This window comes from Labrys sp. Lb11 (assembly GCF_057554225.1).
This window is the reverse complement of record NZ_BAAJOT010000001.1, coordinates 489,675-515,280: the sequence shown is the minus strand read 5'-3', so window position 1 is coordinate 515,280 and position 25,606 is coordinate 489,675. Positions and strand designations below refer to the sequence as shown.

Sequence of the window (25,606 nt, the reverse complement as noted above, 5' to 3'; positions counted from 1 at the left end):
ACCATGATTGGGAAGACAGGACGGGGGCTGCGCGCCGCAGCCCTTGCGGGGACTTTTTTGCTCGGCGCCATGCCGGCCTTCGCCGCGGATCCGATCAAGCTCGGCGTGCTGGAAGACCAGTCCGGCGACTTCGCCGCAGCCACCATCGGCAAGGTGCACGCCATCCAGCTTGCGGCCGAGGAGATCAACAAGGCCGGCGGCATCGACGGCAGGCCGCTGGAGCTGGTGGTCTACGACACCCAGTCCGACAATACCCGCTACCAGGAGTTCATGCGCCGCGTGCTGCAGCGCGACAAGGTCGACGTGGTGTTCGCCGGCTTCTCCTCCGCCTCGCGCGAGGCCTACCGGCCGATCGTCAACCAGTTCGACGGGCTGGCCTTCTACAACAACCAGTACGAAGGCGGCGTCTGCGACGCCAACATGATCGTCACCGGCGCCGTGCCGGAGCAGCAGTTCTCCACCTTGCTGCCCTGGATGATGCAGACCTACGGCAAGAAGGTCTACACCCTGGCGGCCGACTATAATTTCGGCCAGATCTCGGCCGAGTGGGTGCGCAACATCGTCAAGGAGAACGGCGGCGAGATGGTCGGCGAGGAGTTCATCCCGCTCGGCGTGTCGCAGTTCTCCCAGTCGATCCAGAACATCCAGAAGGCCAAGCCCGACTTCGTGGTGACGCTGCTGGTCGGCACGGCCCAGGCCTCCTATTACGAGCAGGCCGCCGCGGCCAACCTCAACCTGCCGATGGCCTCCTCGGTCAATGTCGGCCAGGGCTACGAGCACAAGCGCTTCAAGCCGCCGAGCCTGAAGGACATGTACGTCACCACCAACTACATCGAGGAGATCGACAGCCCCTCGAGCAAGGAGTTCATCGCCAAGTTCAAGGCGAAGTTCCCCGACGAGCCCTATGTCAACCAGGAGGCGGAGAACTCCTACCTCGCCGTCTACCTCTACAAGCAGATGGTGGAACGGGCGAAATCGACCAACCGCGAGGACCTGCGCAAGGAAATCGCCAAGGGCGACGTCTGCATGGAGGCGCCGGAAGGCAAGGTCTGCATCGACCCGAAGAGCCAGCACATGTCCCACACCATCTACCTCGCCAAGGTCGGGGCGGATCATTCGATCTCGTTCCCGAAGGTCTGGCAGGACATCAAGCCCTACTGGCTGGGCGAGGCCGGCTGCGACCTGACCAAGAACGACCCGAGCGAGCAGTACACGCCCTCGAATCCGCCGCCGAAGCCCTGACCGGGCTCGCCGCGCCGGAAGGCGGCACCGCTTCGTCGCGGCGCCTGCCCCCGGCGCGTTCCCTTGTTCCCTCGATGCTTGAACCACGGGCCGCCTGAATGGATGCCGGGACTCTCGCCTTCGCCGCGCTCTACCAGTTCGGAGACGCCTTCGCCTTCCTGGTGCTCTCCGCCTGCGGGCTGGCGGTCATCTTCGGCATGATGGGCGTCATCAACCTCGCCCATGGCGAATTCATCATGTGCGGCGCCTATGTCACCGTGTCGGCCGCCCATGCCGGCCTGCCGCTGCCGCTCGCCATCGCCTGCGGCGCCCTCGCCTCGGCCCTCGCCGGCGCGCTGGTGGAAGTGGCGGTGATCCGACACCTCTACCAGCGTCCGCTCGACACCATCGTCGCGACCTGGGGCCTCAGCCTGATCGTCACCCAGGGCACGCTGATCCTCCTCGGCTCGACCATGACCGGCATCGGCACGCCGTTCGGCAGCTTCCAGATCGGCGGATATTCCTATTCGGTCTATCGCCTGGTGCTGTTCGCCGCGGCGCTCGCCGTGCTCGCCGGGCTCTACGCCCTGTTCAACTGGACGCGCTTCGGCGTCACCGCGCGCGCCACCATCCAGGTGCCGCACATGGCCGCGGCGCTCGGGGTCGACACCCGCCTCGTCTACAGCCTCACCTTCGCCCTCGGGGCTGGCCTTGCCGGCCTGACCGGCGGGCTCTACGCGCCAACCATGACGCTGGTGCCGACCATGGGCACCACCTTCATCATGGAGGCCTTCGTCACCGTGGTGGTGGGCGGCGCCGACGTGTTCCTCGGCACCGCGCCGGCCGCTGCCGTGCTGGCCGTGGTCAAGTCGACGCTGACCTCCTGGCAGGGACAGCTCTTCGGTCAGATCGGCCTCCTGGTGGCCGTCATCATCGTCATCCGCGTGCTGCCCAGGGGGCTTTCCGGCTTCCTGCTGCGCGAGCGGGCCTGAGCGGAGACCGCGATCGCGATGAAGAGCCTCCTGCGCATTCTCCGCCGCCTCGAAGGGCCGCAGACGGTCGGCCGGGGACCGGCCTTCTGGATCGGCTTCCTTGTGGTTCTGGCCGGCGCCCTCGCCTATCCGCTGTTCTCCGACGGCTACACCGTCGGCAACACCGTCTACTTCTTCACCTGGGTGTTCATGGCGCTCGGCCTCAGCCTGGTCTGGGGCTATGGCGGCTCGCTCAGCTTCGGCCAGACCGCCTTCTTCGGCATCGCCGGCTACGGCTACGGCATCCTGACCATCAATTTCGGCGCTGCCCACGGCTTCACCCTGCTGGCCCTGGTGCTGGCGGTCGCCATCGCGGCCCTGTTCGCGGTGCTGCTCGGCTATTTCCTGTTCTTCGGCCGCATCTCCGGCGTGTTCCTGGGCATCGTCACCCTGTCGGTGACGCTGGTGCTGGAGCGCTTCATGGCGCAGACCGCCGGACCGGAATGGCGCATCGGCGCCGCCCGCCTCAACGGCTTCAACGGCATGAGCAACATGCCGCCGCTCACCATCCCGTGGCTTGGCGGCGACCTCGTCCTCTATCCCGACGTCGAGCTCTACTATGTCGTGCTCGGCCTGCTCGTGCTGGCCTATCTCTGCCTGCGCATCCTGGTGAACTCGCCCTTCGGCAACGTGCTGGTGGCGATCCGCGAGAACCCGGAGCGGGCGGAGATGCTGGGCTACGACATCCGCAAGTACCAGCTCGGCGCCTTCGTCATCGGCGCGGCGCTCGCCGGTGTCTCCGGCGTGCTCTACACCAGCTGGGGCCAGTACATCACGCCCTCCAGCATGGGCATGACCGCCGCGGCCCTGCCGATCGTCTGGGTAGCCGTCGGCGGGCGCTCCGACCTCACGGCAACGCTGGTCGGCACGCTGGTGGTGCTTTCCGTCTTCCAGGCGCTCACCATCCATGGCAGCCAGTATGCGCTGGTGGTGATGGGCGCCCTGCTGGTGCTCACCGTGCTGCTCGCCCCGCGCGGGCTGATCCTCGGCGGCGCCGACCTGATCGCCGGGCTGCTGCGCCGGCGCCGGCGGGAGGAGCGCTGATGCCCCTGCTCGAAACCCGTGGCCTCAACAAGCATTTCGGCGGGCTGCACGTCACCAACGGCGTCGATCTCGCGCTGGAGGCCGGCGAGATCCATTGCCTGATCGGCCCCAACGGCGCCGGCAAGAGTACGCTGTTCCGCCTCGTCCTCGGCGAGCACGCCCCGAGCAGCGGCCGGATCCTGTTCGCCGGCGAGGACATCACCCGGCTCAGGCCGTTCCAGCGCATCCGGCGCGGCATGAGCGTGAAGTTCCAGGTGCCCGGCATCTTCAAGGCGCTCAGCGTGCGCCAGAACCTGGAGATCGCCTTGCAGCACCATGACGATCCCGCCAGGCTGCAGCAGGAGATCGACCGCCTGCTCGACTTCCTCAAGCTCGGCCCGGAGGCCGGGCAGCTTGCCGGCAACCTCAGCCACGGCCAGAAGCAATGGCTGGAGATCGGCATGGCGATCAGCCTCAAGCCGCGCCTGCTCCTGCTGGACGAGCCGACCGCCGGCATGTCGCCGGAGGAGACCCACGCCACCGGCGAGATGGTCAAGCGCCTCAACGCAGAGGGCATGACCGTGCTGGCGGTGGAGCACGACATGGCCTTCGTCCGCCAGGTCGCGCACAAGGTGACGGTCCTGCATCTCGGCCGCGTCTTCGCGCAGGGCCCGATCGACGCGATCGTCGCCGACGAGCGCGTTGCCGCCATCTATCTGGGGCACGCCCATGCCTAGCGACATCCTCCTGTCCACCGCCGGCCTGCGTGCGGGCTATGGCGGCAAGCCGGTGCTGCAGGGCCTCGACCTCGCCGTGCGCCGGGGCGAGATCCTCGCCGTGATCGGACGCAACGGTGTCGGCAAGTCGACGCTGATGAAATGCCTGATCGGGCTGGTGCCGGCCATGCAGGGCTCGATCCGCTATCGCGGCGCGACGATCGAGGGGCTCGCCGCCCACCGGCGCGCCAGGCTCGGCATCGGCTATGTGCCGCAGGGCCGCGACGTGTTCCCGCGCCTGACCGTGGCCGAGAACATGGCCGTCGGCGGCATGCTCAAGCGCTCCGTGACCCCGCAGGACCGCCAGCGCGTGCTCGGCTATTTCCCGATCCTGGCCGAGCGCTGGGGCCAGCGGGCCGGCACCCTCTCCGGCGGCCAGCAGCAGCAGCTCGCCATCGGCCGGGTGCTGATCGCCGATCCCTCGCTCATCCTGCTGGACGAGCCGTCCGAGGGCATCCAGCCCAACATCGTGCAGGACATCGCCCGCATCATGGTCGAGCTCAACCGGGCGACCGGCGTCACCATCGTGCTGGTCGAGCAGAACATCGACATGATCCGGGCCATGGCCCAGCGCTGCTACGTCCTGGACAAGGGCCGGATCGTGGCGGAGCTCGACCGGGACGGCCTCGCCGACGGCGAGGCCATGCGCCGCCACCTTGCCGTCTGACCCGACACCGCACTCGTCAAAGGAGAAACCCCATGTCCTGGCTCGACACGTCGATCATGGCCCGCCGCGGCCTCGCCAAAGGCAAGGCCGGCCCGGCCCATGCCATCAGCGAGGCCGACCAGGGCACCTACCACTATGTCTACGGGCCCTATGCCAGGCCGGTGCTGACCGTCGATCCCGGCGCGGTGGTCTCGGCCGAGACCCACGACGCCTTCGAGGGCAAGATCAAGCACGAGACCGACAAGCCGAGCCAGATCCTCAACTTCCCCTATCTCAACCCGCAGAACGGGCCGATCTTCGTCAACGGCGCCGAGAAGGGCGACACACTCGCCGTCCACATCAAGAGCATCGTGCCCCGGGGCCCGCAGCCGCGCGGCACCACCTGCCTGATCCCGGAATTCGGCGGGCTGGTCGGCACCGGCGACACCGCCCTGCTCAACGCGCCGCTGCCCGAGCGGGTGAAGAAGGTGGAGGTCGACGCCGTCACCGGCGTCAAGTGGAGCGAGCGGATCACCCTGCCCTACGAGCCCTTCATCGGCACGATCGGCACCTCGCCCGAGATCGAGGCGATCACCTCGCTGCAACCGGACTATTACGGCGGCAACATGGACCTGCCGGATGTCGGCGTCGGCGCCGTCATCTACCTGCCGGTGAATGCGCCCGGCGCCCTGCTCTACCTCGGCGACTGCCATGCGGCGCAAGGCGACGGCGAACTGTGCGGCGTCGCCATCGAGCACCCGACCGTGACCACGGTGCAGGTCGACCTGATCAAGGGCTGGCCGATCCGCTGGCCGCGGCTGGAGACGGAGCACTTCATCATGACCATCGGCTCGGCCCGGCCGATGGAGGACGCCGCCCGCATCGCCTATCGCGAGCTGGTGCGCTGGATGGCCGCCGACTACGGCTTCGAGGAACTCGACGCCTACATGCTGCTGACCCAGGCCGGCCGGGTACGGCTCGGCAACATGGTCGACCCGAAATACACGCTCGGCGCCTCGATCCGGAAGGCGCTGCTGCCCTGAGCGGAGCGGTGCCTTCCCGACATGACACGGCCGGACCGGGTGTCTCCACCCGATCCGGCCGCACTTTCCGGCAGCGAGGCGGGTGGCGTCAGCGCACCGCCTGCGCCTTGATCAGATAGTTCCCACCCCGGTCGGTCCGGCAGGCGACGACGGAATAGCGCTCGCCCTGCGGGTAGAACACGCGAATCGGGACGCGGAACTTGATGGAGTCCGGCTCCTGGCTGATGCGGTAGGCCTCGCCGGCGCGCGCATCATAGGCGCCGTAGCGGCGGGCGGCCGAGAGGATGCCGCGCCGGCACATCTCGACGCCGCGGCGCACCTGGGTCTCGCCATAATAGCGCGGCGGCGGCGCCGGCTGCCGATAGGCATAGTTCGGCTGGGGATAGGACGGCTGGTAGACCGGGCGTGGAGCGGGCACCGGCTCGTAGCCGTAGTCCTGCGGCTGGACATACACTTCCTGCGGCGCGGCCTGCGCCGGGCCGCTCATCAGGCCGCCGAGCAGGATGCCCGCGGCGAGGCCGCCGACGGCGCCCACGGCGGCAGCCGTGTTGCGGCCGTCCTTCACCTCGATCACGGAGTTCGGCGCGGTCAATGTCGTCACCGGTCCGGCGGCCATGGCGGCCTGCGCCGAGAGGCCGATCGCGAGCACGGCGGCCGCGCTCTTCCACATGGTCTTCATCTCATCTCCTTCGCCCGATGGCGAGCGTTACACCGCGCCAATAAAGCCTCGTGAGACTGAATGGATGCTGAATACAACGTAAAGCTTTGGTTAAAGCCTATCGCGCAACGCGAAGTAACTCATGGCCGCAACCAGGGTCGGCCAGCGCAGCAGACGGCCTCCGGGGAAGGGCGGCGTCGGCAAGGAGGCGAGACGATCGAACTCGCCCAGCGTGCCGGCGACGGCGTCGGCCAGGACTTTGCCGAAATAGGGCCCCAGCATCACGCCCTGGCCGGAATAGCCCGCCGCCGTCAGCACGTTCGGCCCGAGGCGCCGCACGAAGGGCAGCCGCGTCGTGGTGATGCCGAGCGCCCCGCCCCAGGCGTAGTCGATGCGCTTGTCGGCCAGTTGCGGGAAGACCTTGAGCATGTGGCCGCGGACGAAGCCCTTCAGATCCGGCGGAAAGCCGGGGCGGTAGTTCTCGCCGCCGCCGAACAGCAAGCGCCGATCGGCCGACAGGCGGTAGTAGTTGACGACGAAGCGGCTGTCGGCGACGGCGACGTCGTCGCGTATCAGCGCCGCCGCCGCCTCCCGGCTCATCGGCTCCGTGGCGAGGATGAAGTTGTTGATCGGCATCACCCGCGCATCGGCGCCGGCGTCGAGGCCGGAGATGTAGCCGTCGCCGGCCAGCAGCAGCCAGCCGGCATTGACCCGCCCCTCGGCCGTCGCCACCACCGCCTTGCCGGCCACGGTTTCGTAGCGGAGCGCCTTCGAGCGCTCGAAGATGCGGGCTCCCTTGGAAAGAGCGGCGCCGGCGATGCCGAGCGCGAAGTTCAGCGGATGCAGATGGCCGCCGTCGCGGTCGAGCATGCCGCCATAATAGCCGGTGGCGCCGAGCATGGCGTCGAGTTCGGGCTTGGACACCGGCACGGCATGGGGATAGCCGTAGCGGGTGTTGAGCTTCTCGGCATAGGCGCGCGACAGCGCCACGAACTGCGGCTTGTGATCGGCGGAGAGAATACCCGGCTTGTAGTCGCAGGCGATGGCATGGTCGGCGATGAGGCGCTTCAGGTGCGCCTTGGCGTCCTCGGCCATGCGCCAGAGCGCCATGGCCGTGTCGAGGCCGAGTTTCTCCTCCAGGTAGTCCTGGTCGCGGCGCATGCCGGTGTGCACCTGCCCGCCATTGCGCCCGGACGCGCCGGAACCGATCTCGGCCGCCTCCAGCACGACCACGTCGAGCCCCCGCTCGGCCAGCGCCAGCGCCGCGCCGAGCCCGGTGTAGCCGGCGCCGATGATGCAGACGTCGGCCCGCACCTCGCCCCGCAGCGGCGGCTGCGAGGGCAGCGGCGCAGCGGTGGCGACATAGTAGGATTGGGCGGGATGGCCGAGATTGTCCATGATGCGACCGGTCTTCGAGGCGTCAGGCACGGGATGCGGCGTGCTCCCCCTCCGAGGCTCGGGGAGGAGCACGCCGCCGGTGAGCGGGACGGCCTCACACGTTCAGCAGCAGATATTCGCGCTCCCAGGGGCTGATCACCTTCATGAAGGTTTCGAACTCCTGCTTCTTGATCGCCGTATAGGCGGTGACGAAGGAGGAGCCCATGACCTGGCGGATCGGCTCGCAATCCTCGAGCAGCGCCACGGCAGAGAGCAGGTCGCGCGGCAGCTCGAAGTCGCGATTCTTGGCGTCCGACTCGATCGGCGGCGTCGCGTCGAGCTCTTCCGTCATGCCGAGATAGCCCGAGGCCAGCACGGCGGCGAGCGCCAGGTAAGGGTTGGCGTCCGAGGACGGAACGCGATTCTCGACCCGGCGCGCATCCGGGCCGGACGGCGGCACGCGCAGGCCCGCCGTGCGGTTGTCATAGCCCCATTGCACGTTGATCGGCGCCATGCTGTCGCGCGTCAGCCGACGATAGGAGTTCACATAAGGCGCCAGCATGCTCATGATTGCCGGCAAATATTTCTGTTGGCCGGCGAGGAAGGAGAAGAACTGCGGCGTCGGTCCTCCGGTCTCCGGATCGGAGAAGATGTTCTGGCCGGTGGCTGCGTCGACGATCGACTGGTGGATGTGCAGGGCCGAGCCCGGCTCGCCGGCGATCGGCTTGGCCATGAAGGTGGCATAGATTTTGTGCGCCAGCGCCGCCTCGCGGATGGTGCGCTTGAACAGGAACACCTGGTCGGCCAGCTCGAGGGGGTCGCCATGCAGCAGGTTGATCTCCATCTGCGCGGCGCCGTCCTCGTGGATCAGCGTGTCGATCTCCAGGCCCTGCTGCTCGGAATATTTGTAGATGTCCTCGAACAAGGCGTCGAACTCGTTCACCGCCGAGATCGAATAGCCCTGCCGCCCGATCTCCGGCCGCCCCGAGCGTCCGACGGGCGGCTTCAGGGGGTAGTCGGCGTCGGTGTTGGGCTCGACCAGGTAGAACTCGATCTCGGGGGCGACCACCGGCTGCCAGCCCTTCTTGCGATAGAGCTCGCGCACCCGCCGCAGCACCTGGCGCGGCGCCTGCTCCACCGGACGGCCATCGCGGGTGACGGCGTCGTGGATCACCTGTGCCGTCGGGTCGTTGGCCCAGGGCACGACGGTCAGCGTCGACCAGTCCGGCTGCATGAACATGTCGGTGTCGGCTTCGACCACGTCGACCAGCCCCTCATAGTCGGGATATTCGCCGGTGATGCACTGGAAGAAGATCGACAGCGGCAGGTTCATCACCGGCGACTTCAGGAACTTCGACACCGGCATGATCTTGCCGCGCGCCACCCCGCCCTGGTCCGGCACCAGGCACTCGATCTCCTCGATCGACCGGTCGGACAGGAACTCCTTGGCTTCCTCGGGACCTTCGACGCCCCGGTCGGAGGAAATTTCCTGCTTCTCGGCTTTCTTCTTTTTGCTCATCTCGCACACATGAAGGTTTCCGCTCCGCGATGCGGAGGGCGACCCGAAACATGCGCCGGCAACCTGTTCGACGCGGCCGCGGGGGCCAGTCCGTCACGCCGTCCTGTCTCCGGTTCGGGCCCTGATCGGAGGGCGGAGACGGATGCGCCGCACGCCGCGGGACGGCGCGCAAAAGAGGCATCGGAGGAGCCGACGCTGGAACAAGACTGCCTGCGACGATGGGGGGATGTCAAATCGAGGACGAAGACGTGCCATCTTCCGGCCCCAGCGTCCCTGCCCCGCCGCCCGAGGCCCGCTGGAAAATCACCGCCAAACCTGATCCGAGTCCAATCCTTGCCGCAACGATCGCGCTTGCCTAGATTATGAGATGCCATCGATGAGGACGGGACAGGATGCGGTGATTGTGCGAGCGATTCCCGCTTTGCTGTTCGAGGTCGGTCACGGACGGACCGTCCCGGCGTGAGGAGATCCGCCATGCCCGCCGATCCTGCAACTCTGATCGAGAAAATCCAAAGCCTGCCGGTCGAGCGCCTCGCCGAGGTCGGGGATTTCATCGATTTCCTGCGCGAGCGCGAACTCGAACGCTCTCTCACCCGGGCAACTGCAAGCGCCAGCATGCCGGCTTTCGCTTCGGTGTGGAGCAACCCCGAAGATGACGTCTACGATGCCCTTTGAGTTCGGCGACGTCGTCTTGATTCCATTTCCGTTCACGAGCCAAACCGCATCAAGCAGAGGCCTGCCGCCGTCGTCAGCAGTCGCGCCTACAACATCGCCAAGCCCGACGTCATCGTCATGACGATCACCAGCCAGTTCCGGGCCACGCCCGCCTTGGGAGACGTTTGGCTCGCCCATTGGCAGGCCGCGGGACTGCTCAACCCGTCTGCCGTCAAGCCAATCTTCGCCACGCTTGAGCAAGCGCTCGTCATTCGTCCTCTCGGCAAGCTTGGCACCGGCGATCGAACCACGCTCAAACGGGCCATCGCACGGATCATCGGATAGAGACGCCGCCAATCCTGCCGCTGCCCACGCCCAGGACAGCCAATGCTCGCCAAACAGGCAATCGCGGACATTTCCCCTGTAGACCGTGACGAAGCCGCCGGGCTAGGCTGGGTTCACCATAACAGCCGGACAGGGGCAACATGAGCGGCATCGAGGGAGGCGCCGCGACGGCGCCGACGAAGGGGCAGAAGGCGATCGGCGGCGTCAGGCGCAAATTCGCGCCATGGGCCGATCCAGGCGCCGTCCCCCTCATCCGCTTTGAAAACGTCACCAAGCGCTTCGCCGATTTCACGGCGGTCGACAATGTCTCGCTCGACGTGCACGCCCGCGAATTCTTCTCGCTGCTCGGCCCCTCGGGCTGCGGCAAGACCACGCTGATGCGCATGCTGGCCGGCTTCGAAGAGCCGACCTCCGGACGCATCACCCTGGCCGGCGCGGATCTGGCCGGCGTGCCGCCCTATGAGCGGCCGGTCAACATGATGTTCCAGTCCTACGCGCTGTTCCCGCATATGAGCGTGGCCGACAATATCGGCTTCGGGCTGAGGATGGAGGGCATGGCCAAGCCGGCCATCGCCGGGCGCGTCGCCGAGATGCTGAAGCTGGTGAAGCTGGAAAAATTCGCCGGCCGCAAGCCGCACCAGCTCTCCGGCGGCCAGCGCCAGCGCGTCGCCCTGGCCCGGGCCGTGGCCAAGCGCCCGAAGGTGCTGCTGCTCGACGAACCGCTCGGCGCGCTCGACAAGAAGCTGCGCGAGGAGACGCAGTTCGAGCTGATGGACATCCAGGTCGAGCTCGGCATCACCTTCGTCATCGTCACGCACGACCAGGAAGAGGCGATGACGATGTCCGACCGAATCGCGGTGATGGATCACGGCAAGCTGGTTCAGGTCGCTCCACCCGCGGTGATCTACGAACAACCCAACTCCAAATATGTTGCCGACTTCATCGGCAACATCAACATTCTCGAAGGCAAGGTCGTCGGCCAGACCGGCAACCTCGTGCAGGTCGCGTCCGGCACCACCGGCAAGACGCTGTCGGTCGAGTGCCAGGAGAAGGTCGCAGCCGGCCAGACCGCCTATGTCGCGGTGCGGCCGGAGAAGATGCAGATCTCCTTCGAGGCGCCGGCCTCCGACACCGCCAACCACCTGTCCGGCGAAGTGTTCGACATCGGCTATCTCGGCGACTGGACCAACTACATCGTCGACGTCGAGGGCGGCTCGGGCCAGCGCCTGAGGGTGTCGCGAGCCAATATGAGCCGCTTCGTCGAACGGCCGATCACCTGGGAAGACCGGATCTTCGTCTCCTTCGCGCCGGATGCCGGCGTGCTCCTGACGAAGTGAGGCGCCGATGGCCGCCACTTCCCGCAAAGGCTTCTTCTCCGGGCGGACAGCCGTCATCGCCGTGCCCTATCTCTGGCTGGCGGTCTTCTTCATCCTGCCCTTCGTGCTGGTGCTGAAGATCTCGCTGTCCGACACCGACATCTCCATCCCGCCCTACACGCCGACCTTCCCCCTCTCGGAGACCTGGGAGGCGATCAAGGGCTTCGACCTGGGCACGGCCTGGGCGGCCGTGGCCGATTATTTCTCGCAGCTCGACTTCGAGAACTTCATCCTGCTGACCGAGGATGCCCTCTACTGGAAGGCCTATCTGTCCAGCCTGTGGATCGCCGCGGTCTCGACGCTGCTGCTGCTGATCGTCGGCTATCCCATCGCCTACGGCATGGCGCGCGCGCCCACGAGCCTGCGCCCGACCCTGCTGATGCTGGTGATCCTGCCGTTCTGGACCTCGTTCCTGATCCGCGTCTACGCCTGGATCGGCATCCTCAAGCCCGAAGGCCTGCTCAACCTCGCGCTCGCCAAGATCGGGCTGGTCGACATGGCCGACCCGCTGCAGATCCTCAACACCAACACCGCCATCTTCATCGGCATCGTCTACTCCTACCTGCCCTTCATGGTGCTGCCGCTCTATTCGGCGCTGGAGAAGATGGACCACACGCTGCTGGAGGCGGCGGCGGATCTGGGCTGCCGGCCGATCAAGGCCTTCTGGCTCGTCACCTTCCCGCTGTCGCTGCCCGGCGTCATCGCCGGCTGCATGCTCTGCTTCATCCCCGCAGTCGGCGAGTTCGTCATCCCCGACCTGCTCGGCGGCTCGTCGACGCTGATGATCGGCAAGACGCTCTGGGACGTGTTCAACCTCAACCGCGACTGGCCGGCGGCCTCGGCCGTGGCGGTGGTGCTCCTGGTCCTGCTGGTGGCGCCGATCGTCTACTACCAGAACGTCCAGGCCAAGCAGTTGGAGGCCGGGCGATGAAGAAGGGGCTGTCCTGGTTCAACGTCACCTCGGTGACGCTCGGCTTCGCCTTCCTCTATTTGCCGATCGTCATCCTGGTCATCTACTCCTTCAACGACAGCAAGCTCGTGACCGTCTGGGGCGGCTGGTCGACGCGCTGGTATGCCGCGCTGTTCCACGACGAGGCCTTCATGAACTCGGCCTGGATCACGCTGCGCGTCGGCGCCTTGTCGGCGACGCTGGCGACGATCCTCGGCACCCTCGCCGCCATCGTGCTGGTGCGCATGGGCCGCTTCCGCGGACGGACGCTGTTCTCGGGCATGGTCTATGCTCCGCTGGTGATGCCGGAAGTCATCACCGGCCTGTCGCTGCTGCTGCTCTTCGTCGCCCTCGACATCGCCCGCGGGTTCTGGACCATCACCCTGGCCCACACGACGCTGACCATGTGCTTCGTGGCGGTGGTGGTGCAATCGCGGCTGATCACCTTCGACCGCTCGATCGAGGAGGCCGCGCTCGACCTGGGCTGCACGCCGTTCAAGTCGTTCTTCCTGATCACGCTGCCGATCATCATGCCGGCGGTGGTCTCGGGCTGGATGCTGGCCTTCACGCTGTCGCTGGACGACCTGGTCATCGCCAGCTTCACCACCGGCCCGGGCGCCTCGACCCTGCCGATGCGGATCTATTCCTCGGTGCGCCTGGGCGTGACCCCGGAGATCAATGCCGCCTGCACCCTGCTCATTGCCATCGTCGCCGTCGGCGTGATCATCGCCTCGATCATGACCAAGCGGGCCGAGGTGGAGCGGCAGCGCGCGGAACGCCTGGCGGCGCAGGGATAGCGCAGCACGCCGAGGGGCCGGGGCCATCACCCCCGCCCCGCCTTCGGCGTCACCTCACGGCGCCCCGACCGGCATCGCCGATGCCGGCACCGGCAGGTTGTTGGGTTCGCTGTTGCGCGTGTCGGCAAAGGCGCTGGCACTGTCCCGCAGCAGCGGCGCGGCGGCGTCCGAGCGACGGATCAGCGAGGCCGTGTCCGGCGCCACCGCCGGATCCGCCCAGGGACCGCGGATCTTGAACGGCAGGACGAAGGGCGGCCCCGCGTCGCTCGACGAGAAGCTGACCTGGCCGGAAAGGTCGAGGTCGCGGGCGGCGAGGCCGGCGCTGCCGCCCAGGACGACGTCCAGCGGCCCGTTGTCGAGGCGGGCGTCGGTTGTCCGGGCCACGCCGTCGGCAATCACGAACGCGGCCGAGCCCGTCGCGAAGACCGTGCGGCCGCTGCGCGGCTCCAGCGCGGCGGTGAGCGGACGGCGCTCGATGCGGCGCATCGCCTCGGCGAGATCGAAACCGATCAACGCCCCGTTGCGCACCGAGAACTCGGCCTGTCCCGCCAGGGACGCCGCCAGATCGGCCATGGAGCGCCCGACGGCGGACACATCCAGGCTGCCCTTGCCGATGCCTTCCAGCCGGCGGAAGGCGAAGAGGTCGCCGAGCGCCTTGCTCATCTCCACGTCCTCGAAGGTGAGGGCGGCGCTGATCGTCGACTTGTCGCCGGCAGCGGCCATGGCCAGGCGCCCCTTGAGGATGCCGCCATAGGCGGAGGCCTCGCCGAGCGAGACCTCCAGCGCTCCCTGCTTGACGACGATGGAGGCTGCGGCATGGCCGAGCCGGGCCTTGTCGATCATCGTGTCGGCCGCCGACAGCCGCAGGTCGACGTCGACGAGTCCGAGGCCGGCAAGGTCGATCGGCGTCCGGCGCCACCCGCCGCCGATGCCGTCGAGCAATGCGAAGTCCGCCGAATAGGGCGAGATGTCGAGCGTCTCGGCCGCGAGCGTGCCGCTGATCTTCGGTCGCGGCCCGCTCAGCCGGACGGTGAGCGCGCCGTCGGCTTCGTTGCCGTCCAGCTCGAGCTCGGCAGCCGGCAGGGCGATCTGGCCGGCATCGACCACCGCAGGCGACTGCAGCTTGAACGCACCGATCGACTTGCCGTCGCCGAGTCGCAGGCCGAGCCACTGCGCGACGCGGCGCAGCGACGGCGCGGTGACGCCGACATTGCCCTCCAGGCGTCCGTCACTGCTCAGGGTGCCCTTGACGGCGAGGCGCAGCAGGTCGCCGCCGAGCTTGCCGCGGATATCGGTGCGGCCGCCGCCGATGAGCACGGCCGCGTCGGCGATCTTCACCGACAGGTCGAGGGTCTGCCCACCCCAGGCGACGGCCCCGACCAGGGACAGATCCGCTCCGGGCGAGGGCCATTCCAGCGTCACGTCGGACAGGCCGATCTCGGCCGTGCGCGCCGGCTCTGTCTCGACATAGGAGAGGGTCCCGTCCAGGAACCGAATCGACGACAGCGGCAAGTTCACATCGCTCTGGCCGGCGGCGATCTGCGCCAGCGCGCCGCCGCGAAAGGCCCAGGAATGCCCGTCTTCGCCGGTCGACAGCGACAGGTGCGGCTGCTGCAGCGTGATGTCGGCGATCTGCAGCCGGCCGGTGAGCAGCGCGGCGAAGTCCAGCGTTCCCTCGGCTCCCGCCGCCTCGAGCAGCGGCGGTCCCGACGGTTCAAGGCCTGGCAGCGAGACGGCGTCGACGCGGACGCCCGGCACCGGGAAGAACACCAGCCGCACCGAGCCGGCGATACGGGGCTTGCGGCCGGTCAGCGCCTCGACCTGGTCGGATACGGCCCGTCGCAGCGAATCCTCCGGCATCGCCCACGCGACCAGCGCGGCGAGCGAGACGAGAGCGGCGGCGATTGCGGCCAGACCCAGCCCGATTCGCTTCATGGTGGACCGTGTGCCTCATTCGCCTTGAGTGTTGCGAGCGACCGGCAACGGCGCCCCTGAAAGTGCCTGAATCAAAACTGCACGGACTATAATTGGCGTGCCATCATGGTCAAAGAGAGGCCGCATCTTCTCCTGTGCAGGGCCGCGTATTGCCGGCGACCTTGGACACGCCCTTGTTTCCGGCGCGGACTTGCCCATAAGACTGGCCACTTGCCACCCCATTCGAGCCCGCCATGCCCGAGCCGATCGAGACGCCCCTGTGGTCCCCCTCCCCTGAACGGGTGGCGGCGGCGCAAGTGACCGCCTTTCGCCAGGAAGCCGAGCGGCGCCATGGCCTGGGGCTCCCGGACTATGCCGCGCTGCACGCCTGGTCGATCGCCGATCCCGCCGCCTTCTGGGATCTGGTGTGGGATTTCTGCGGCGTCGTCGGTGAAAAGGGTGAACGGCGGGCTATCGACCTCGACCGGATGCCGGGGGGGCGTTTCTTCCCGGACGCCAGACTGAACTTCGCCGAGAACCTGCTGCGCCGCAGCGGCGAGGACACGGCCATCGTGTTCCAGGGCGAGGACAAGGCCGCGATGCGCCTGAGCTGGCGCGAGCTTTCCGACCTGGTCTCGCGCCTGCAGCAGGCGATGCGGGCGGCCGGCGTCGGCACCGGCGACCGCATCGCCGCGATGATGCCGAACCGTCCCGAGACCATCGCCATCATGCTCGCCGCCGCCTCGATCGGCGCCATCTTCTCCTCCTGCTCGCCCGATTTCGGCGAGCGCGGCGTGCTGGACCGCTTCGGGCAGATCGAACCCAAGCTGTTCTTCGCCATCGACGGCTACTGGTATGCCGGCAAGCGCATCGCCATCGGCGACAAGCTCAAGGCGATCGCGCCGCAGCTGACATCGACAGTCAAGACCATTGTCGTGCCCTATCTCGGCGAGGCGGACATGGTGGCGGCCAGCCTGCCGAACGGTGTCACCCTGGAGGCCTTCCTCGCCCCGTTCGTCGCGGCGGCACCGACCTTCGAGCGCCTGCCCTTCGACCACCCGCTCTACATCCTCTATTCCTCCGGCACCACCGGCGTGCCCAAATGCATCGTGCACGGGGCCGGCGGCACGCTGCTGCAGCATCTCAAGGAGCATAGGCTGCAGTCGGACGTGCGGCCGGGCGATGCGATCTTCTACTTCACCACCTGCGGCTGGATGATGTGGAACTGGCTCGCCTCGGGCCTGGCCTCGGAGGCGACGCTGATCCTGTTCGACGGCTCGCCCTTCCATCCCGAGCCGACGGTGCTGTTCGACCTCGTCGCGCGGGAGAAGGCGAGCCTGTTCGGCACGTCGGCCAAGTATATCGACGCCGCGCACAAGGCCGGGCTGGTGCCGCGGCAGACCCACGACCTCGCCGCGCTGCGCCTGATGACCTCCACCGGCTCGCCGCTCTCGCCGGACGGGTTCGCCTGGGTCTATGAAAGCGTCAAGACCGACCTGCATCTGGCCTCCATCTCCGGCGGCACGGACATCGTCTCCTGCTTCGTGCTGGGCAACCCGACCGGTCCGGTCTGGCGCGGCGAGATCCAGGCGGCGGGCCTCGGCATGGCGGTCGACGTCTGGAACGACGACGGCAAGCCGGTGCGCCAGGAGAAGGGCGAGCTGGTCTGCACCCGGCCCTTCCCGTCCATGCCGGTCCAGTTCTGGAACGACCCGGACGACAGGAAGTATCACGCCGCCTATTTCGAGCGCTTCGACAATGTCTGGCACCATGGCGACTTCGCCGAGTGGACCGCGCATGGCGGACTGATCATCCATGGCCGCTCCGACGCGACGCTCAACCCGGGCGGCGTGCGCATCGGTACGGCCGAGCTCTACGCCCAGGTGGAGAAGATCCCCGAAGTGCTGGAGAGCCTGGCGATCGGCCAGGATTTCGACAATGACGTGCGCATCGTGCTGTTCGTGCGCCTGCGCGAGGGCGTGAGGTTGGACGAGGGCCTGGCGGCGCGGATCAAGGCGCAGGTCCGGACCGGCGCCTCGCCCCGGCATGTGCCGGCCAGGATCCTGCAGGTCGCCGACATCCCCCGCACCAAATCGGGCAAGATCACCGAACTCGCCGTCCGCGACGTGGTGGCCGGCCGGACCGTCAAGAACAAGGAAGCCCTGGCCAATCCGGAGGCTCTGGAGCTCTACCGGGATCTGCCGGAGTTGCGGAGCTGAGCCGGGCCCGCCGCGGCCCGGCGGACGCGACCATCTGCCGCCCGGCGCGGCCGGGCGGCGTGACCGCCGGTCGTTGCCATGGCATGGCGCCGCGATATAGTCCGCCGTCGCGCCGACCTGCCCTCGCAGCCGGCTCCACCGCTCCTTCCGAACCTCCATGCCGACATTGCCGACCCGGCCGGACCGGCCGCCGCTCCATCGCCGCCTGAAGCTGTTCGTGCCCATCCTGGCCGGAGCGACGCTGCGCGACCGGATGATCGCCTGCGCCGGCGCCCTCGTCGCCATCTGCCTGACCGGCCTGATCTGCGGCCTGGCCGTCGGCAGCGGCGCGCATCTGCCGTTGATCGTGGCGCCGATGGGCGCCTCGGCCGTGCTGCTGTTCGCCGTGCCCTCCAGCCCGCTGGCGCAGCCCTGGCCCATCCTCGGCGGTAACACCATCTCGGCGCTGGTCGGCATCGGCGTCGGCAAGCTGGTCGCCGACCCGATGCTGGCGAGCGGCCTCGCCGTGGCGCTGGCCATCGCCACCATGTCGCTGACGCGCTGCCTGCACCCGCCGGGCGGCGCCGCGGCGCTGACCGCGATCGTCGGCGGCCCCGCCGTCGCCGCGGCCGGCTTCGGCTTCGCTCTGGCGCCCGTAGCCCTGAACTCGGCGGTGCTGGTCATGCTGGGCTGGCTGTTCCACAAGGCCGGCCGCCGCGCCTATCCGCATGTGCCGGCGCCGGCACCGGCCAACACCCACGGCACGCTCGATCCGCCGCCGCAGACACGCGCCGGCTTCCGGGCCGAGGATGTGGATGCGGCCCTGATCGACCTCGGCGAGGCCTTCGACATCGACCGGGACGACCTCGACCGGCTGCTGCGGCAGGTCGAATTGCGGGCCTTGATGCGCGCTCACGGCGATCTCACCGCGGCCGACATCATGTCGCGCGACGTGATCTCCACCGGCCCGGATGCCGATCTCGACGCAGCCCAGGCCCTGCTGCTCGGCCACGGCGTACGCACCCTGCCGGTGGTGGACGAGGCCGGCCACCTGCTCGGCACCGTCGGCTTGCGCGAGGTCGCCCGCCCGGCGGAATTCGTCTCGGAGGTGATGGCCGAGGCCGCGGTCGCGGGCGTCGACACGCCCGCCTTCAATCTCATCGTCCCGCTGACCGACGGGCGGACGCATGCGGTCGTGATCGTCGACGCCGATCGCCGCATCCTCGGCCTGGTCACCCAGACCGACCTCCTCACGGCGATCGCCCGCACGCCCGCCCTGCACGAGGCGGCGCTGGCCGTCACCTGACCGCCCGGCTCGGATCGGGCTGGGCAAGTGCCGAGAATCCTGCATAGTCGACCGGACGTCGCCGGAACTCCGATCATGCGCATTCTCGTTTTCCAGCACCTCGCCTCGGAGCATCCGGGCGTGTTCCGCCGGTTCATGGCCGCCGACGGCGTGGCCTGGGACGCCATCGAGCTCGACGAAGGCGGCGTCATCCCGCCGCTTGAGCCCTATGACGCGCTCTGGGTCATGGGCGGGGCGATGGATGTCTGGGATGTGGACGAGCATCCCTGGCTGGTCGAGGAGAAGCGCGCCATCCGCCGCTGGGTGCGCGAGCTCGACCGCCCCTTCCTCGGCGTCTGCCTCGGCCACCAGTTGCTGGCCGACGCCCTCGGCGGCACCTGCGGCCCGCAGCGACCGCCGGAGGTCGGCGTGTTCGACATCGATCTGACGGCCGAGGGCCGGCACGACCCGCTGTTCGCCGGCCTGCCCGCGCGCTCGTCGGCGCTGCAATGGCATTCGGTGCGCGTCGCTCAGCCGCCGGAAGGCGCCGTGGTGCTCGCCGCCTCGCCGCTGTGCCGGGTGCAGGCGATGCGCGTGGGCGAGCGGGCCTGGGGCATGCAATATCATGTCGAGGCGGAGAGCGCCGTGGTGGAGGACTGGGCCTGCGTGCCCGACTATCGCCGTGCGCTGGAGGACACCAACGGCCCCGGCGCCATGGAGCGGCTGCAGGCCGACATGGCGACGCATGCGGCCGGGTTCGCGGCAAACGCCCGCATCATCTGGAACAATTTTGCGCGGGTGGCGCGGGGGTGATTGATCGTTTCTCTCGGTCGGCGGAGGATGCCAAGCGAGGAATTCCCTCCTTCCGCCAATCCTCCCATCCGGCCCGGCTCAGCCGCTCCCAGGGGGCGCCGACAAGGAATGCGCGATGAGGATCGAATCCTTAAAGCTCAAGAATTTCAGGGCATTCCGGGATGTCCATCTCAGGGACATCCCGCCTTTCATGGTTGTCGTCGGGGCCAATGGAACCGGCAAGAGCACTTTGTTCGACGTGTTCGGATTTCTGCGGGATTGCCTTCAAGGCAATGTGCGCCAAGCACTTGCCGACCGAGGGCGGTTCGGGGAAGTCCTCAGTCGCGGCTCGAAAGGCAACATCCTGATTGAGATTCAATATCGAATGTCGATTGCGAATACCGATCGACTCGTCACCTATACTTTGGAGATCGGCGAGGTCGGCGGCAGACCTCTCGTCATTCGAGAAGCACTACGCTACAAACGCGGACGGTACGGTGCCCCCTACTACTTTCTCGATTTCAGGAAGGGAGAGGGCTATGCGATCACGAACGAGGAAGACTTCAACCGGCCTGACGAGGAGCTGGATCGCGAATTTGCAAAACTCAGTTCTCCCGACATCCTGGCGATCAAAGGTCTGGGACAGTTCGAGCGTTTCAAGGCCGCCAACGCTTTCCGACGCCTGATCGAAGCCTGGCACGTCTCCGACTTTCACATTTCGGATGCGCGAGGACGCAAGGAAGCGATCGGTGAGGCCGAGCACCTCTCCCGATCTGGCGAGAATCTGCCTCGCGTCGCGCAATATCTGTACGAGCAGCATCGTGACACGTTCGACGCCATCCTGAAGGCGATGTCGAGCCGCGTTCCCGGCATCAGCGGGGTCGAGCCGGTTCTGACCGAGGACGGTTATCTCGTCCTGAGATTCCGTGACGGCTCCTTCGCAACCCCGTTTCTCGATCGATACGTCTCGGACGGCACGATCAAGATGTTCGCCTATCTGGTGTTGTTGTACGACCCCAATCCTCACCCGCTCCTGTGCGTCGAGGAGCCGGAGAATCAGCTCTATCCACGGCTGATGACCGAACTCGCAGAGGAATTCAGGCTCTACGCCCAACGCGGCGGTCAGGTTCTCGTCTCGACTCATTCCCCGGATTTCCTGAACGCTTGCCGGCTGGAGGAAGTCTTCTGGCTGGTGAAGCGCAGTGGCTACACCGAGGTTCGTCGTGCTGCCGACGACCCGCAGATCAGAGCCTACATGGCGGACGGTGACCAGATGGGAGCCTTGTGGAAGCAGGGCTTCTTCGAAGGGGCGGATCCGCTTTGACCCAGCTCGTCTTTCTGCTGGAGGAGGTTTCCGCGCAGGTCATGCTCCAAGGGCTGTTGCCGCGGATCGCGGCCAACCCGCCGCCCGTGCGCTATATCCCGTTCGAGGGCAAGCAGGACCTGGAACGCCAACTCGTCCGCAAGATCCGAAACTACCAGGTCCCCGGTGCTCGTTTCATCGTTGTCCGCGACCAGGATGCACATCCCGACTGCGTTGCGTTGAAGCAGCGCCTGCGTGAGCTCTGCGTCGAGGCCGGGCAGCCGACTGCGACCATCCGTATCTTCTGCCGCGAACTCGAGACGATCTATCTTGCCGACCTTGCCGCCGTCGAACGAGGCCTCGGCATGGCGGCCCTCGCAAGACGTCAGCACACCGCGAAATTCCGGGAACCCGACAGGCTTGTTTCCCCTTCGGAGGAGTTGCGGAAGCTGACCGGCGGGGCCTATCAGAAGATCGGAGGATCCCGGGCAATCGCCCCCCATCTCGACCTCGACAATCCCCGGTCGCGCAGCTTCGCAAACATCGTGTCATGCCTGCGGCGATTGTGCGCCACCGGATAGAAACGGCCGGCCGGGAGCGGAGCGACGACCGGCGGTCGCCCCGCCCCGTCTTCCGGATTTGCGACGCAGCCTTGCTTCGTGGAAGAAGTAGCACAAGCACAACCCCGGAGGCAGCCATGACCGATGGCCATCCGCCCAACACGACAGGCATCCCGATGCCGGCGCCGGATCCCGCGATCCTCGGCAAGCGCCAGCGCATCGTCGACGGCCTCGCGGCGCTGCTGCCCGGCGAGCAGGTGATCGTCAGCGAGGACGAGCGCCGCGCCTACGAGACGGACGCCTTCACCGCCTATCGCGAGCTGCCGCTGGCGGTGGTGCTGCCGGAGACCACCGAGCAGGTGGCGGCCGTGCTGAAATTCCTCAACGCCGAGCGGGTGCCGGTGATCCCGCGCGGCGCCGGCACCTCGCTGGCCGGCGGGGCGCTGCCCCAGGCCGACGCCGTCGTGGTCGGCCTCGCCAAGATGAACCGGGTGCTGGAGCTGCGCTTCGAGGACCGGATCGCCCGCGTCCAGGCGGGCATCACCAATCTCGGCATTTCCGGCGCGGTGGCCCATGAGGGCTTCTTCTATGCCCCCGATCCGTCCAGCCAGCTCGCCTGCACCATCGCCGGCAACATCGCCATGAACTCCGGCGGCGCCCATTGCCTGAAATACGGCGTCACCACCAACAACATCCTCGGCGTGCGGCTGGTGACGCTCGAGGGCGACATCCTCGACATCGGCAGCGACGCCCTGGATGCCGAGGGGCTGGACCTGCTCGGCGTCGTCATCGGCTCGGAGGGCCAGTTCGGCATCGTCACCGAGGCGACCGTGCGCATCCTGCGCGCCGCCGAAGGCGCGCGGCCGATGCTGGTCGGGTTCGCCTCGCCGGAGGACGCCGGTCGCTGCGTCGCCGAGATCATCGGCTCGGGCATCATCCCGGTGGCGATCGAATACATGGACAAGCTCGCCATCGAGATCACCGAGGGCTTCGCCCATGCCGGCTACCCCCTCGACGCCGCGGCCATGCTGATCATCGAGGTGGAGGGCTCGGACGAGGAGATCGACCGCCTGCTCGAGCGGATCGGCGCCATCGCCCGCGGGACCGGCGCCCGGACCATCAAGGTCTCGACCTCGGAAGCCGAGAGCGCCGCCATCTGGAAGGGCCGCAAGTCGGCCTTCGGCGCCACCGGCCGCATCGCCGATTATATCTGCATGGACGGCACCATCCCCACCGGCCAGCTGCCGCGGGTGCTGACCCGGATGGACGAGATCACCCGGGGCTACGGGCTGCGCGTCGCCAACGTCTTCCACGCCGGCGACGGCAACCTGCACCCGCTGGTGCTCTACAACGTCAACGATGCCGGCGAGCGCGAGAAGGCCGAGGCCTGCGGCTTCGACATCCTGCGCCTGTGCGTCGAGGCGGGCGGCTGCCTCACCGGCGAGCACGGCGTCGGCATCGAGAAGCGCGACCTGATGCGCGAGCAATTCGACGCGGCCGACCTCGACCAGCAGATCCGGCTCAAGCTCGCCTTCGATCCGCACTGGCTGCTCAACCCCTCCAAGGTGTTCCCGCTCGACCTGCGGCCCACCGCCAGCATCGCGGCGGCGGCATGACCGGCACGGTGCATTACCCCGCCGACGAGGCGGAGCTGTCGCAGATCGTCGCCGAAGCCCGCGCGGCGGCAAGCCCGCTGGAGATCCGCGGCGGTGGCTCCAAGCGCGCCGTGGGCGGCCCGGTGCGCGCTGCGGCCGAGGTCGAGACCGGCCGCCTGAGCGGGGTCACCCTGTACGAGCCGGCGGAGCTGGTCATCGCCGCCCGGGCCGGCACGCCCCTGACCGAGCTCATGGCCGTGCTCGACGCCAACGGCCAGATGCTGCCGTTCGAGCCGGCGGACTGGCGCGGCCTGCTCGGCACCGGCAACGCCCAGCCGACCGTCGGCGGGCTGGTGGCGGCCAACCTCTCCGGGCCGCGCCGCATCACCGCCGGCGCCTGCCGCGACGCGCTGATCGGCGTGCGCTTCGTCAATGGCCGCGGCGAGGTGATCAAGAATGGCGGCCGGGTGATGAAGAACGTCACCGGCTACGACCTGGTCAAGCTGATGGCCGGCTCCTGGGGCACGCTCGGCATCATCACCGAGGCGGTGTTCAAGCTGCTGCCCAAGGCCGAGGCCTCCGCGAGCCTGGTCTGGCGCGGACTCGCCGACACGGACGGCGTGGCGCTGATGTCGGCCGCCCTGGGCAGTCCCTACGAGGTCTCGGCGGCTGCGCACCTGCCGGAGCGGGACGGCGAGCCTGCGCGCACGGTGCTGCGGCTGGAGAACTTCGCTGCCTCGGTGAGCTATCGGGCCGGGCGCCTGGCCCGGGAGCTCAAGCGCCATGGCGCCGCCGACATGCTGGACGAAACCGCCTCGACGGCTTTCTGGCGCGATGTCCGCGATGTCCGGCCGCTGTCGGACATGTCCCGCGCCCTCTGGCGCGTCAGCGTCGCGCCCTCGAAGGCTCCGGCCGTGGCGCAGGCGGCGCGGACGACGGGAGACGTCGCCTTGTTCTACGATTGGGGCGGCGGCCTCGTCTGGATCGCCGCACCGCAGTCGGCCGAAGCCGCTGCCACGATTCGCGCCGCCGCCGCCGCGCATGGCGGCCATGCCACGCTGATCCGCGGCAGCGACGCCCTGCGCCAAGCCGTGGCGCCGTTCACGCCGCCCGCCGGGCCGCTCGCGGCCCTGACGGCGCGCATCAAGGCGAGCTTCGACCCGGCGAACATTCTCAATCCGGGCAGGATGGGCGACTGAGCATGCAGACCGATTTTTCGCCGGAGCAGCTGCTCGACCCGAAGGTGCGCGAATCGGAGAAGATCCTGCGCACCTGCGTGCATTGCGGCTTCTGCACCGCCACCTGCCCGACCTATGCCCTGCTCGGCGACGAGCTGGATTCGCCGCGCGGGCGCATCTACCTGATCAAGGACATGCTCGAGGGCGGCAAGCCGGCGACGAGCGAGGTGGTCAAGCACATCGACCGCTGCCTGTCATGTCTGTCCTGCATGACGACCTGCCCGTCGGGCGTCAACTATATGCATCTGGTCGACCACGCCCGCGCCCATATCGAGGACACCTACCGGCGCCCGCTCGCCGAACGGCTGCTGCGCGGCGTGCTGGCGACGGTGCTGCCGAACCGCCGGCTGTTCCGCCTGGCCCTGGGCCTGGCCCGGCTCGGCAAGCCGTTCCTGCCGCTGCTGCGGCGCCTGCCCCAGGGCGACAGGCTGGCCGCCATGCTGACCCTGGCGCCGACATCGCTGCCGCCGGAACCGGCGTCGGCCCGGCCCGGGACGTTCGAGGCGCAGGGGCCCCGCAAGGGACGCGTGGCGCTGCTCAGCGGCTGCGCCCAGCCGGTGCTGGCGCCGAACATCAACGAGGCGGCGATCCGGCTGCTCACGCGGCACGGCATCGAGGTGGTGCTGGCCTCCGGCGAGGGCTGCTGCGGCGCGCTGGTGCACCATATGGGCCGTGAGCACCAGGCGCTGGACCAGGCGCGGCGCAACATCGACGCCTGGACCGCCGAGATCGAGCGCGGCGGGCTCGACGCCATCCTGATCACCACCTCGGGCTGCGGCACGACGATCAAGGACTACGGCTTCATGCTGCGCGAGGACAAGGCCTATGCCCGGAAGGCCGCTGACGTCGCCGCCCTGGCCAAGGACGTCTCGGAATATCTGACGACGCTGAAGCTGACGCCCGTGCAGGAGATGGAAGGCACGATCGCCTATCACTCCGCCTGCTCGATGCAGCACGGCCAGAAGATCGTCTCCGAGCCCAAGGCCCTGCTCAAGCGCATGGGCTTCGTGGTCAAGGACCCGCCCGAGGGGCATCTGTGCTGCGGCTCGGCCGGCACCTACAACATGCTGCAGCCGGAGCTGTCCGGCCAGCTCAGGACGCGGAAGGTGGCCAACATCGAGAAGACGCGTCCCGATTTCATCGCCACGGGCAATATCGGCTGCATCACCCAGATCGCTCAGGGTACGGCCATCCCGATCGTCCACACCGTGGAAGTGCTCGACTGGGCCACCGGCGGCCCGAAGCCGGCCGGGCTGGGGCGGACGCCCGGCTGACCGGCGCTCCGGATGGCCGCCCGGCCGGCGCC

23 protein-coding genes are annotated in these 25,606 nt (G+C 68.2%); 19 read left to right on the top strand and 4 right to left on the bottom strand.

Annotated features, from left to right (window positions below; translation table 11 throughout):
• The first annotated feature begins 3 nt into the window (after nucleotides 1-3).
• The 6 genes from AC27L4_RS02435 to AC27L4_RS02410 all read left to right on the top strand — a co-directional run bounded on the left by AC27L4_RS02435 (nucleotide 4) and on the right by AC27L4_RS02410 (nucleotide 5,740).
• Nucleotides 4-1,242 (top strand): urea ABC transporter substrate-binding protein, encoded by a 1,239-nt coding sequence (locus tag AC27L4_RS02435; protein WP_487140358.1) that lies wholly within the window; start codon nucleotides 4-6, stop codon nucleotides 1,240-1,242.
• 98 nt (nucleotides 1,243-1,340) lie between these two features.
• Entirely contained in the window at nucleotides 1,341-2,213 is an 873-nt protein-coding gene (locus tag AC27L4_RS02430; RefSeq protein ID WP_487140357.1) for an ABC transporter permease subunit, read from the top strand.
• A gap of 18 nt (nucleotides 2,214-2,231) precedes the next feature.
• The gene (locus tag AC27L4_RS02425) at nucleotides 2,232-3,296 is read left to right on the top strand and encodes a branched-chain amino acid ABC transporter permease (protein WP_487140356.1); all 1,065 of its coding nucleotides are present in this window, start codon (nucleotides 2,232-2,234) and stop codon (nucleotides 3,294-3,296) included.
• Nucleotides 3,296-4,012: an ABC transporter ATP-binding protein gene (locus AC27L4_RS02420; RefSeq protein WP_487140355.1), complete on the top strand. Its 717-nt coding sequence runs from the start codon at nucleotides 3,296-3,298 to the stop codon at nucleotides 4,010-4,012. The genes AC27L4_RS02425 and AC27L4_RS02420 overlap by 1 nt, the downstream gene beginning before the upstream one ends.
• Entirely contained in the window at nucleotides 4,005-4,718 is a 714-nt protein-coding gene (locus AC27L4_RS02415; protein ID WP_487140354.1) for an ABC transporter ATP-binding protein, read from the top strand. Before AC27L4_RS02420 ends, AC27L4_RS02415 begins: the two co-directional genes overlap by 8 nt.
• A gap of 32 nt (nucleotides 4,719-4,750) precedes the next feature.
• A complete protein-coding gene (locus tag AC27L4_RS02410; protein ID WP_487140353.1) occupies nucleotides 4,751-5,740 on the top strand; it encodes an acetamidase/formamidase family protein in 990 nt (329 codons plus the stop codon).
• A gap of 88 nt (nucleotides 5,741-5,828) precedes the next feature.
• Here AC27L4_RS02410 and AC27L4_RS02405 read toward each other — a convergent pair whose 3' ends face one another.
• The 3 genes from AC27L4_RS02405 to AC27L4_RS02395 all read right to left on the bottom strand — a co-directional run bounded on the left by AC27L4_RS02405 (nucleotide 5,829) and on the right by AC27L4_RS02395 (nucleotide 9,294).
• Nucleotides 5,829-6,419 carry a hypothetical protein gene (locus tag AC27L4_RS02405; protein WP_487140352.1) on the bottom strand — a complete coding sequence of 197 codons (591 nt, stop codon included), beginning with the start codon at nucleotides 6,417-6,419 and terminating at the stop codon, nucleotides 5,829-5,831.
• A gap of 90 nt (nucleotides 6,420-6,509) precedes the next feature.
• Nucleotides 6,510-7,796 (bottom strand): NAD(P)/FAD-dependent oxidoreductase, encoded by a 1,287-nt coding sequence (locus AC27L4_RS02400; protein ID WP_487140949.1) that lies wholly within the window; start codon nucleotides 7,794-7,796, stop codon nucleotides 6,510-6,512.
• A gap of 94 nt (nucleotides 7,797-7,890) precedes the next feature.
• Nucleotides 7,891-9,294 carry a glutamine synthetase family protein gene (locus AC27L4_RS02395; RefSeq protein ID WP_487140351.1) on the bottom strand — a complete coding sequence of 468 codons (1,404 nt, stop codon included), beginning with the start codon at nucleotides 9,292-9,294 and terminating at the stop codon, nucleotides 7,891-7,893.
• A 474-nt stretch (nucleotides 9,295-9,768) separates the two neighbouring features.
• On the opposite strand from AC27L4_RS02395, the gene AC27L4_RS02390 reads away from it, so the two are divergent.
• From AC27L4_RS02390 to AC27L4_RS02370, 5 genes are all read left to right on the top strand, one after another.
• Nucleotides 9,769-9,969, top strand: a complete 201-nt coding sequence (locus AC27L4_RS02390; protein WP_487140350.1) for a hypothetical protein — start codon at nucleotides 9,769-9,771, stop codon at nucleotides 9,967-9,969.
• 24 nt (nucleotides 9,970-9,993) lie between these two features.
• A complete protein-coding gene (locus tag AC27L4_RS02385) occupies nucleotides 9,994-10,293 on the top strand; it encodes a type II toxin-antitoxin system PemK/MazF family toxin (RefSeq protein WP_487140947.1) in 300 nt (99 codons plus the stop codon).
• 140 nt (nucleotides 10,294-10,433) lie between these two features.
• A complete protein-coding gene (locus AC27L4_RS02380; protein ID WP_487140349.1) occupies nucleotides 10,434-11,630 on the top strand; it encodes an ABC transporter ATP-binding protein in 1,197 nt (398 codons plus the stop codon).
• A 7-nt stretch (nucleotides 11,631-11,637) separates the two neighbouring features.
• Entirely contained in the window at nucleotides 11,638-12,600 is a 963-nt protein-coding gene (locus AC27L4_RS02375; protein WP_487140348.1) for an ABC transporter permease subunit, read from the top strand.
• Nucleotides 12,597-13,415 carry an ABC transporter permease subunit gene (locus AC27L4_RS02370; protein WP_487140347.1) on the top strand — a complete coding sequence of 273 codons (819 nt, stop codon included), beginning with the start codon at nucleotides 12,597-12,599 and terminating at the stop codon, nucleotides 13,413-13,415. Before AC27L4_RS02375 ends, AC27L4_RS02370 begins: the two co-directional genes overlap by 4 nt.
• A 54-nt stretch (nucleotides 13,416-13,469) precedes the next feature.
• Here the strand turns inward: AC27L4_RS02370 and AC27L4_RS02365 are convergent, their stop codons facing one another.
• Nucleotides 13,470-15,350 carry an AsmA family protein gene (locus tag AC27L4_RS02365; RefSeq protein WP_487140346.1) on the bottom strand — a complete coding sequence of 627 codons (1,881 nt, stop codon included), beginning with the start codon at nucleotides 15,348-15,350 and terminating at the stop codon, nucleotides 13,470-13,472.
• A 233-nt stretch (nucleotides 15,351-15,583) separates the two neighbouring features.
• On the opposite strand from AC27L4_RS02365, the gene AC27L4_RS02360 reads away from it, so the two are divergent.
• From AC27L4_RS02360 to glcF, 8 genes are all read left to right on the top strand, one after another.
• Entirely contained in the window at nucleotides 15,584-17,548 is a 1,965-nt protein-coding gene (locus tag AC27L4_RS02360; RefSeq protein ID WP_487140345.1) for an acetoacetate--CoA ligase, read from the top strand.
• 157 nt (nucleotides 17,549-17,705) lie between these two features.
• Nucleotides 17,706-18,833: an HPP family protein gene (locus AC27L4_RS02355; RefSeq protein WP_487140344.1), complete on the top strand. Its 1,128-nt coding sequence runs from the start codon at nucleotides 17,706-17,708 to the stop codon at nucleotides 18,831-18,833.
• Nucleotides 18,834-18,908: 75 nt separating this feature from the next.
• Complete coding sequence (locus AC27L4_RS02350) at nucleotides 18,909-19,625, top strand: type 1 glutamine amidotransferase (RefSeq protein WP_487140343.1); 717 nt, start codon at nucleotides 18,909-18,911, stop codon at nucleotides 19,623-19,625.
• Between the two features lie 115 nt (nucleotides 19,626-19,740).
• A complete protein-coding gene (locus AC27L4_RS02345; RefSeq protein WP_487140342.1) occupies nucleotides 19,741-20,928 on the top strand; it encodes an AAA family ATPase in 1,188 nt (395 codons plus the stop codon).
• Nucleotides 20,925-21,488: a DUF4276 family protein gene (locus AC27L4_RS02340; RefSeq protein WP_487140341.1), complete on the top strand. Its 564-nt coding sequence runs from the start codon at nucleotides 20,925-20,927 to the stop codon at nucleotides 21,486-21,488. Before AC27L4_RS02345 ends, AC27L4_RS02340 begins: the two co-directional genes overlap by 4 nt.
• Before the next feature lie 116 nt (nucleotides 21,489-21,604).
• The gene (locus AC27L4_RS02335) at nucleotides 21,605-23,083 is read left to right on the top strand and encodes an FAD-linked oxidase C-terminal domain-containing protein (protein WP_487140340.1); all 1,479 of its coding nucleotides are present in this window, start codon (nucleotides 21,605-21,607) and stop codon (nucleotides 23,081-23,083) included.
• A complete protein-coding gene (gene glcE, locus AC27L4_RS02330; RefSeq protein WP_487140339.1) occupies nucleotides 23,080-24,261 on the top strand; it encodes a glycolate oxidase subunit GlcE in 1,182 nt (393 codons plus the stop codon). The genes AC27L4_RS02335 and glcE overlap by 4 nt, the downstream gene beginning before the upstream one ends.
• A gap of 2 nt (nucleotides 24,262-24,263) precedes the next feature.
• Complete coding sequence (glcF, locus tag AC27L4_RS02325; protein WP_487140338.1) at nucleotides 24,264-25,574, top strand: glycolate oxidase subunit GlcF; 1,311 nt, start codon at nucleotides 24,264-24,266, stop codon at nucleotides 25,572-25,574.
• Nucleotides 25,575-25,606 lie beyond the last annotated feature (32 nt).

What these genes read in the sequence shown, in the direction of transcription:
- AC27L4_RS02435 (WP_487140358.1), top strand. Translation starts at nt 4, where the DNA reads ATGATTGGGAAGACAGGACGGGGGCTGCGCGCCGCAGCCCTTGCGGGG.
- AC27L4_RS02430 (WP_487140357.1), top strand. Translation starts at nt 1,341, where the DNA reads ATGGATGCCGGGACTCTCGCCTTCGCCGCGCTCTACCAGTTCGGAGAC.
- AC27L4_RS02425 (WP_487140356.1), top strand. Translation starts at nt 2,232, where the DNA reads ATGAAGAGCCTCCTGCGCATTCTCCGCCGCCTCGAAGGGCCGCAGACG.
- AC27L4_RS02420 (WP_487140355.1), top strand. Translation starts at nt 3,296, where the DNA reads ATGCCCCTGCTCGAAACCCGTGGCCTCAACAAGCATTTCGGCGGGCTG.
- AC27L4_RS02415 (WP_487140354.1), top strand. Translation starts at nt 4,005, where the DNA reads ATGCCTAGCGACATCCTCCTGTCCACCGCCGGCCTGCGTGCGGGCTAT.
- AC27L4_RS02410 (WP_487140353.1), top strand. Translation starts at nt 4,751, where the DNA reads ATGTCCTGGCTCGACACGTCGATCATGGCCCGCCGCGGCCTCGCCAAA.
- AC27L4_RS02405 (WP_487140352.1), bottom strand. Translation starts at nt 6,419, where the DNA reads ATGAAGACCATGTGGAAGAGCGCGGCCGCCGTGCTCGCGATCGGCCTC.
- AC27L4_RS02400 (WP_487140949.1), bottom strand. Translation starts at nt 7,796, where the DNA reads ATGGACAATCTCGGCCATCCCGCCCAATCCTACTATGTCGCCACCGCT.
- AC27L4_RS02395 (WP_487140351.1), bottom strand. Translation starts at nt 9,294, where the DNA reads ATGAGCAAAAAGAAGAAAGCCGAGAAGCAGGAAATTTCCTCCGACCGG.
- AC27L4_RS02390 (WP_487140350.1), top strand. Translation starts at nt 9,769, where the DNA reads ATGCCCGCCGATCCTGCAACTCTGATCGAGAAAATCCAAAGCCTGCCG.
- AC27L4_RS02380 (WP_487140349.1), top strand. Translation starts at nt 10,434, where the DNA reads ATGAGCGGCATCGAGGGAGGCGCCGCGACGGCGCCGACGAAGGGGCAG.
- AC27L4_RS02375 (WP_487140348.1), top strand. Translation starts at nt 11,638, where the DNA reads ATGGCCGCCACTTCCCGCAAAGGCTTCTTCTCCGGGCGGACAGCCGTC.
- AC27L4_RS02370 (WP_487140347.1), top strand. Translation starts at nt 12,597, where the DNA reads ATGAAGAAGGGGCTGTCCTGGTTCAACGTCACCTCGGTGACGCTCGGC.
- AC27L4_RS02365 (WP_487140346.1), bottom strand. Translation starts at nt 15,350, where the DNA reads ATGAAGCGAATCGGGCTGGGTCTGGCCGCAATCGCCGCCGCTCTCGTC.
- AC27L4_RS02360 (WP_487140345.1), top strand. Translation starts at nt 15,584, where the DNA reads ATGCCCGAGCCGATCGAGACGCCCCTGTGGTCCCCCTCCCCTGAACGG.
- AC27L4_RS02355 (WP_487140344.1), top strand. Translation starts at nt 17,706, where the DNA reads ATGCCGACATTGCCGACCCGGCCGGACCGGCCGCCGCTCCATCGCCGC.
- AC27L4_RS02350 (WP_487140343.1), top strand. Translation starts at nt 18,909, where the DNA reads ATGCGCATTCTCGTTTTCCAGCACCTCGCCTCGGAGCATCCGGGCGTG.
- AC27L4_RS02345 (WP_487140342.1), top strand. Translation starts at nt 19,741, where the DNA reads ATGAGGATCGAATCCTTAAAGCTCAAGAATTTCAGGGCATTCCGGGAT.
- AC27L4_RS02335 (WP_487140340.1), top strand. Translation starts at nt 21,605, where the DNA reads ATGACCGATGGCCATCCGCCCAACACGACAGGCATCCCGATGCCGGCG.
- glcE (WP_487140339.1), top strand. Translation starts at nt 23,080, where the DNA reads ATGACCGGCACGGTGCATTACCCCGCCGACGAGGCGGAGCTGTCGCAG.
- glcF (WP_487140338.1), top strand. Translation starts at nt 24,264, where the DNA reads ATGCAGACCGATTTTTCGCCGGAGCAGCTGCTCGACCCGAAGGTGCGC.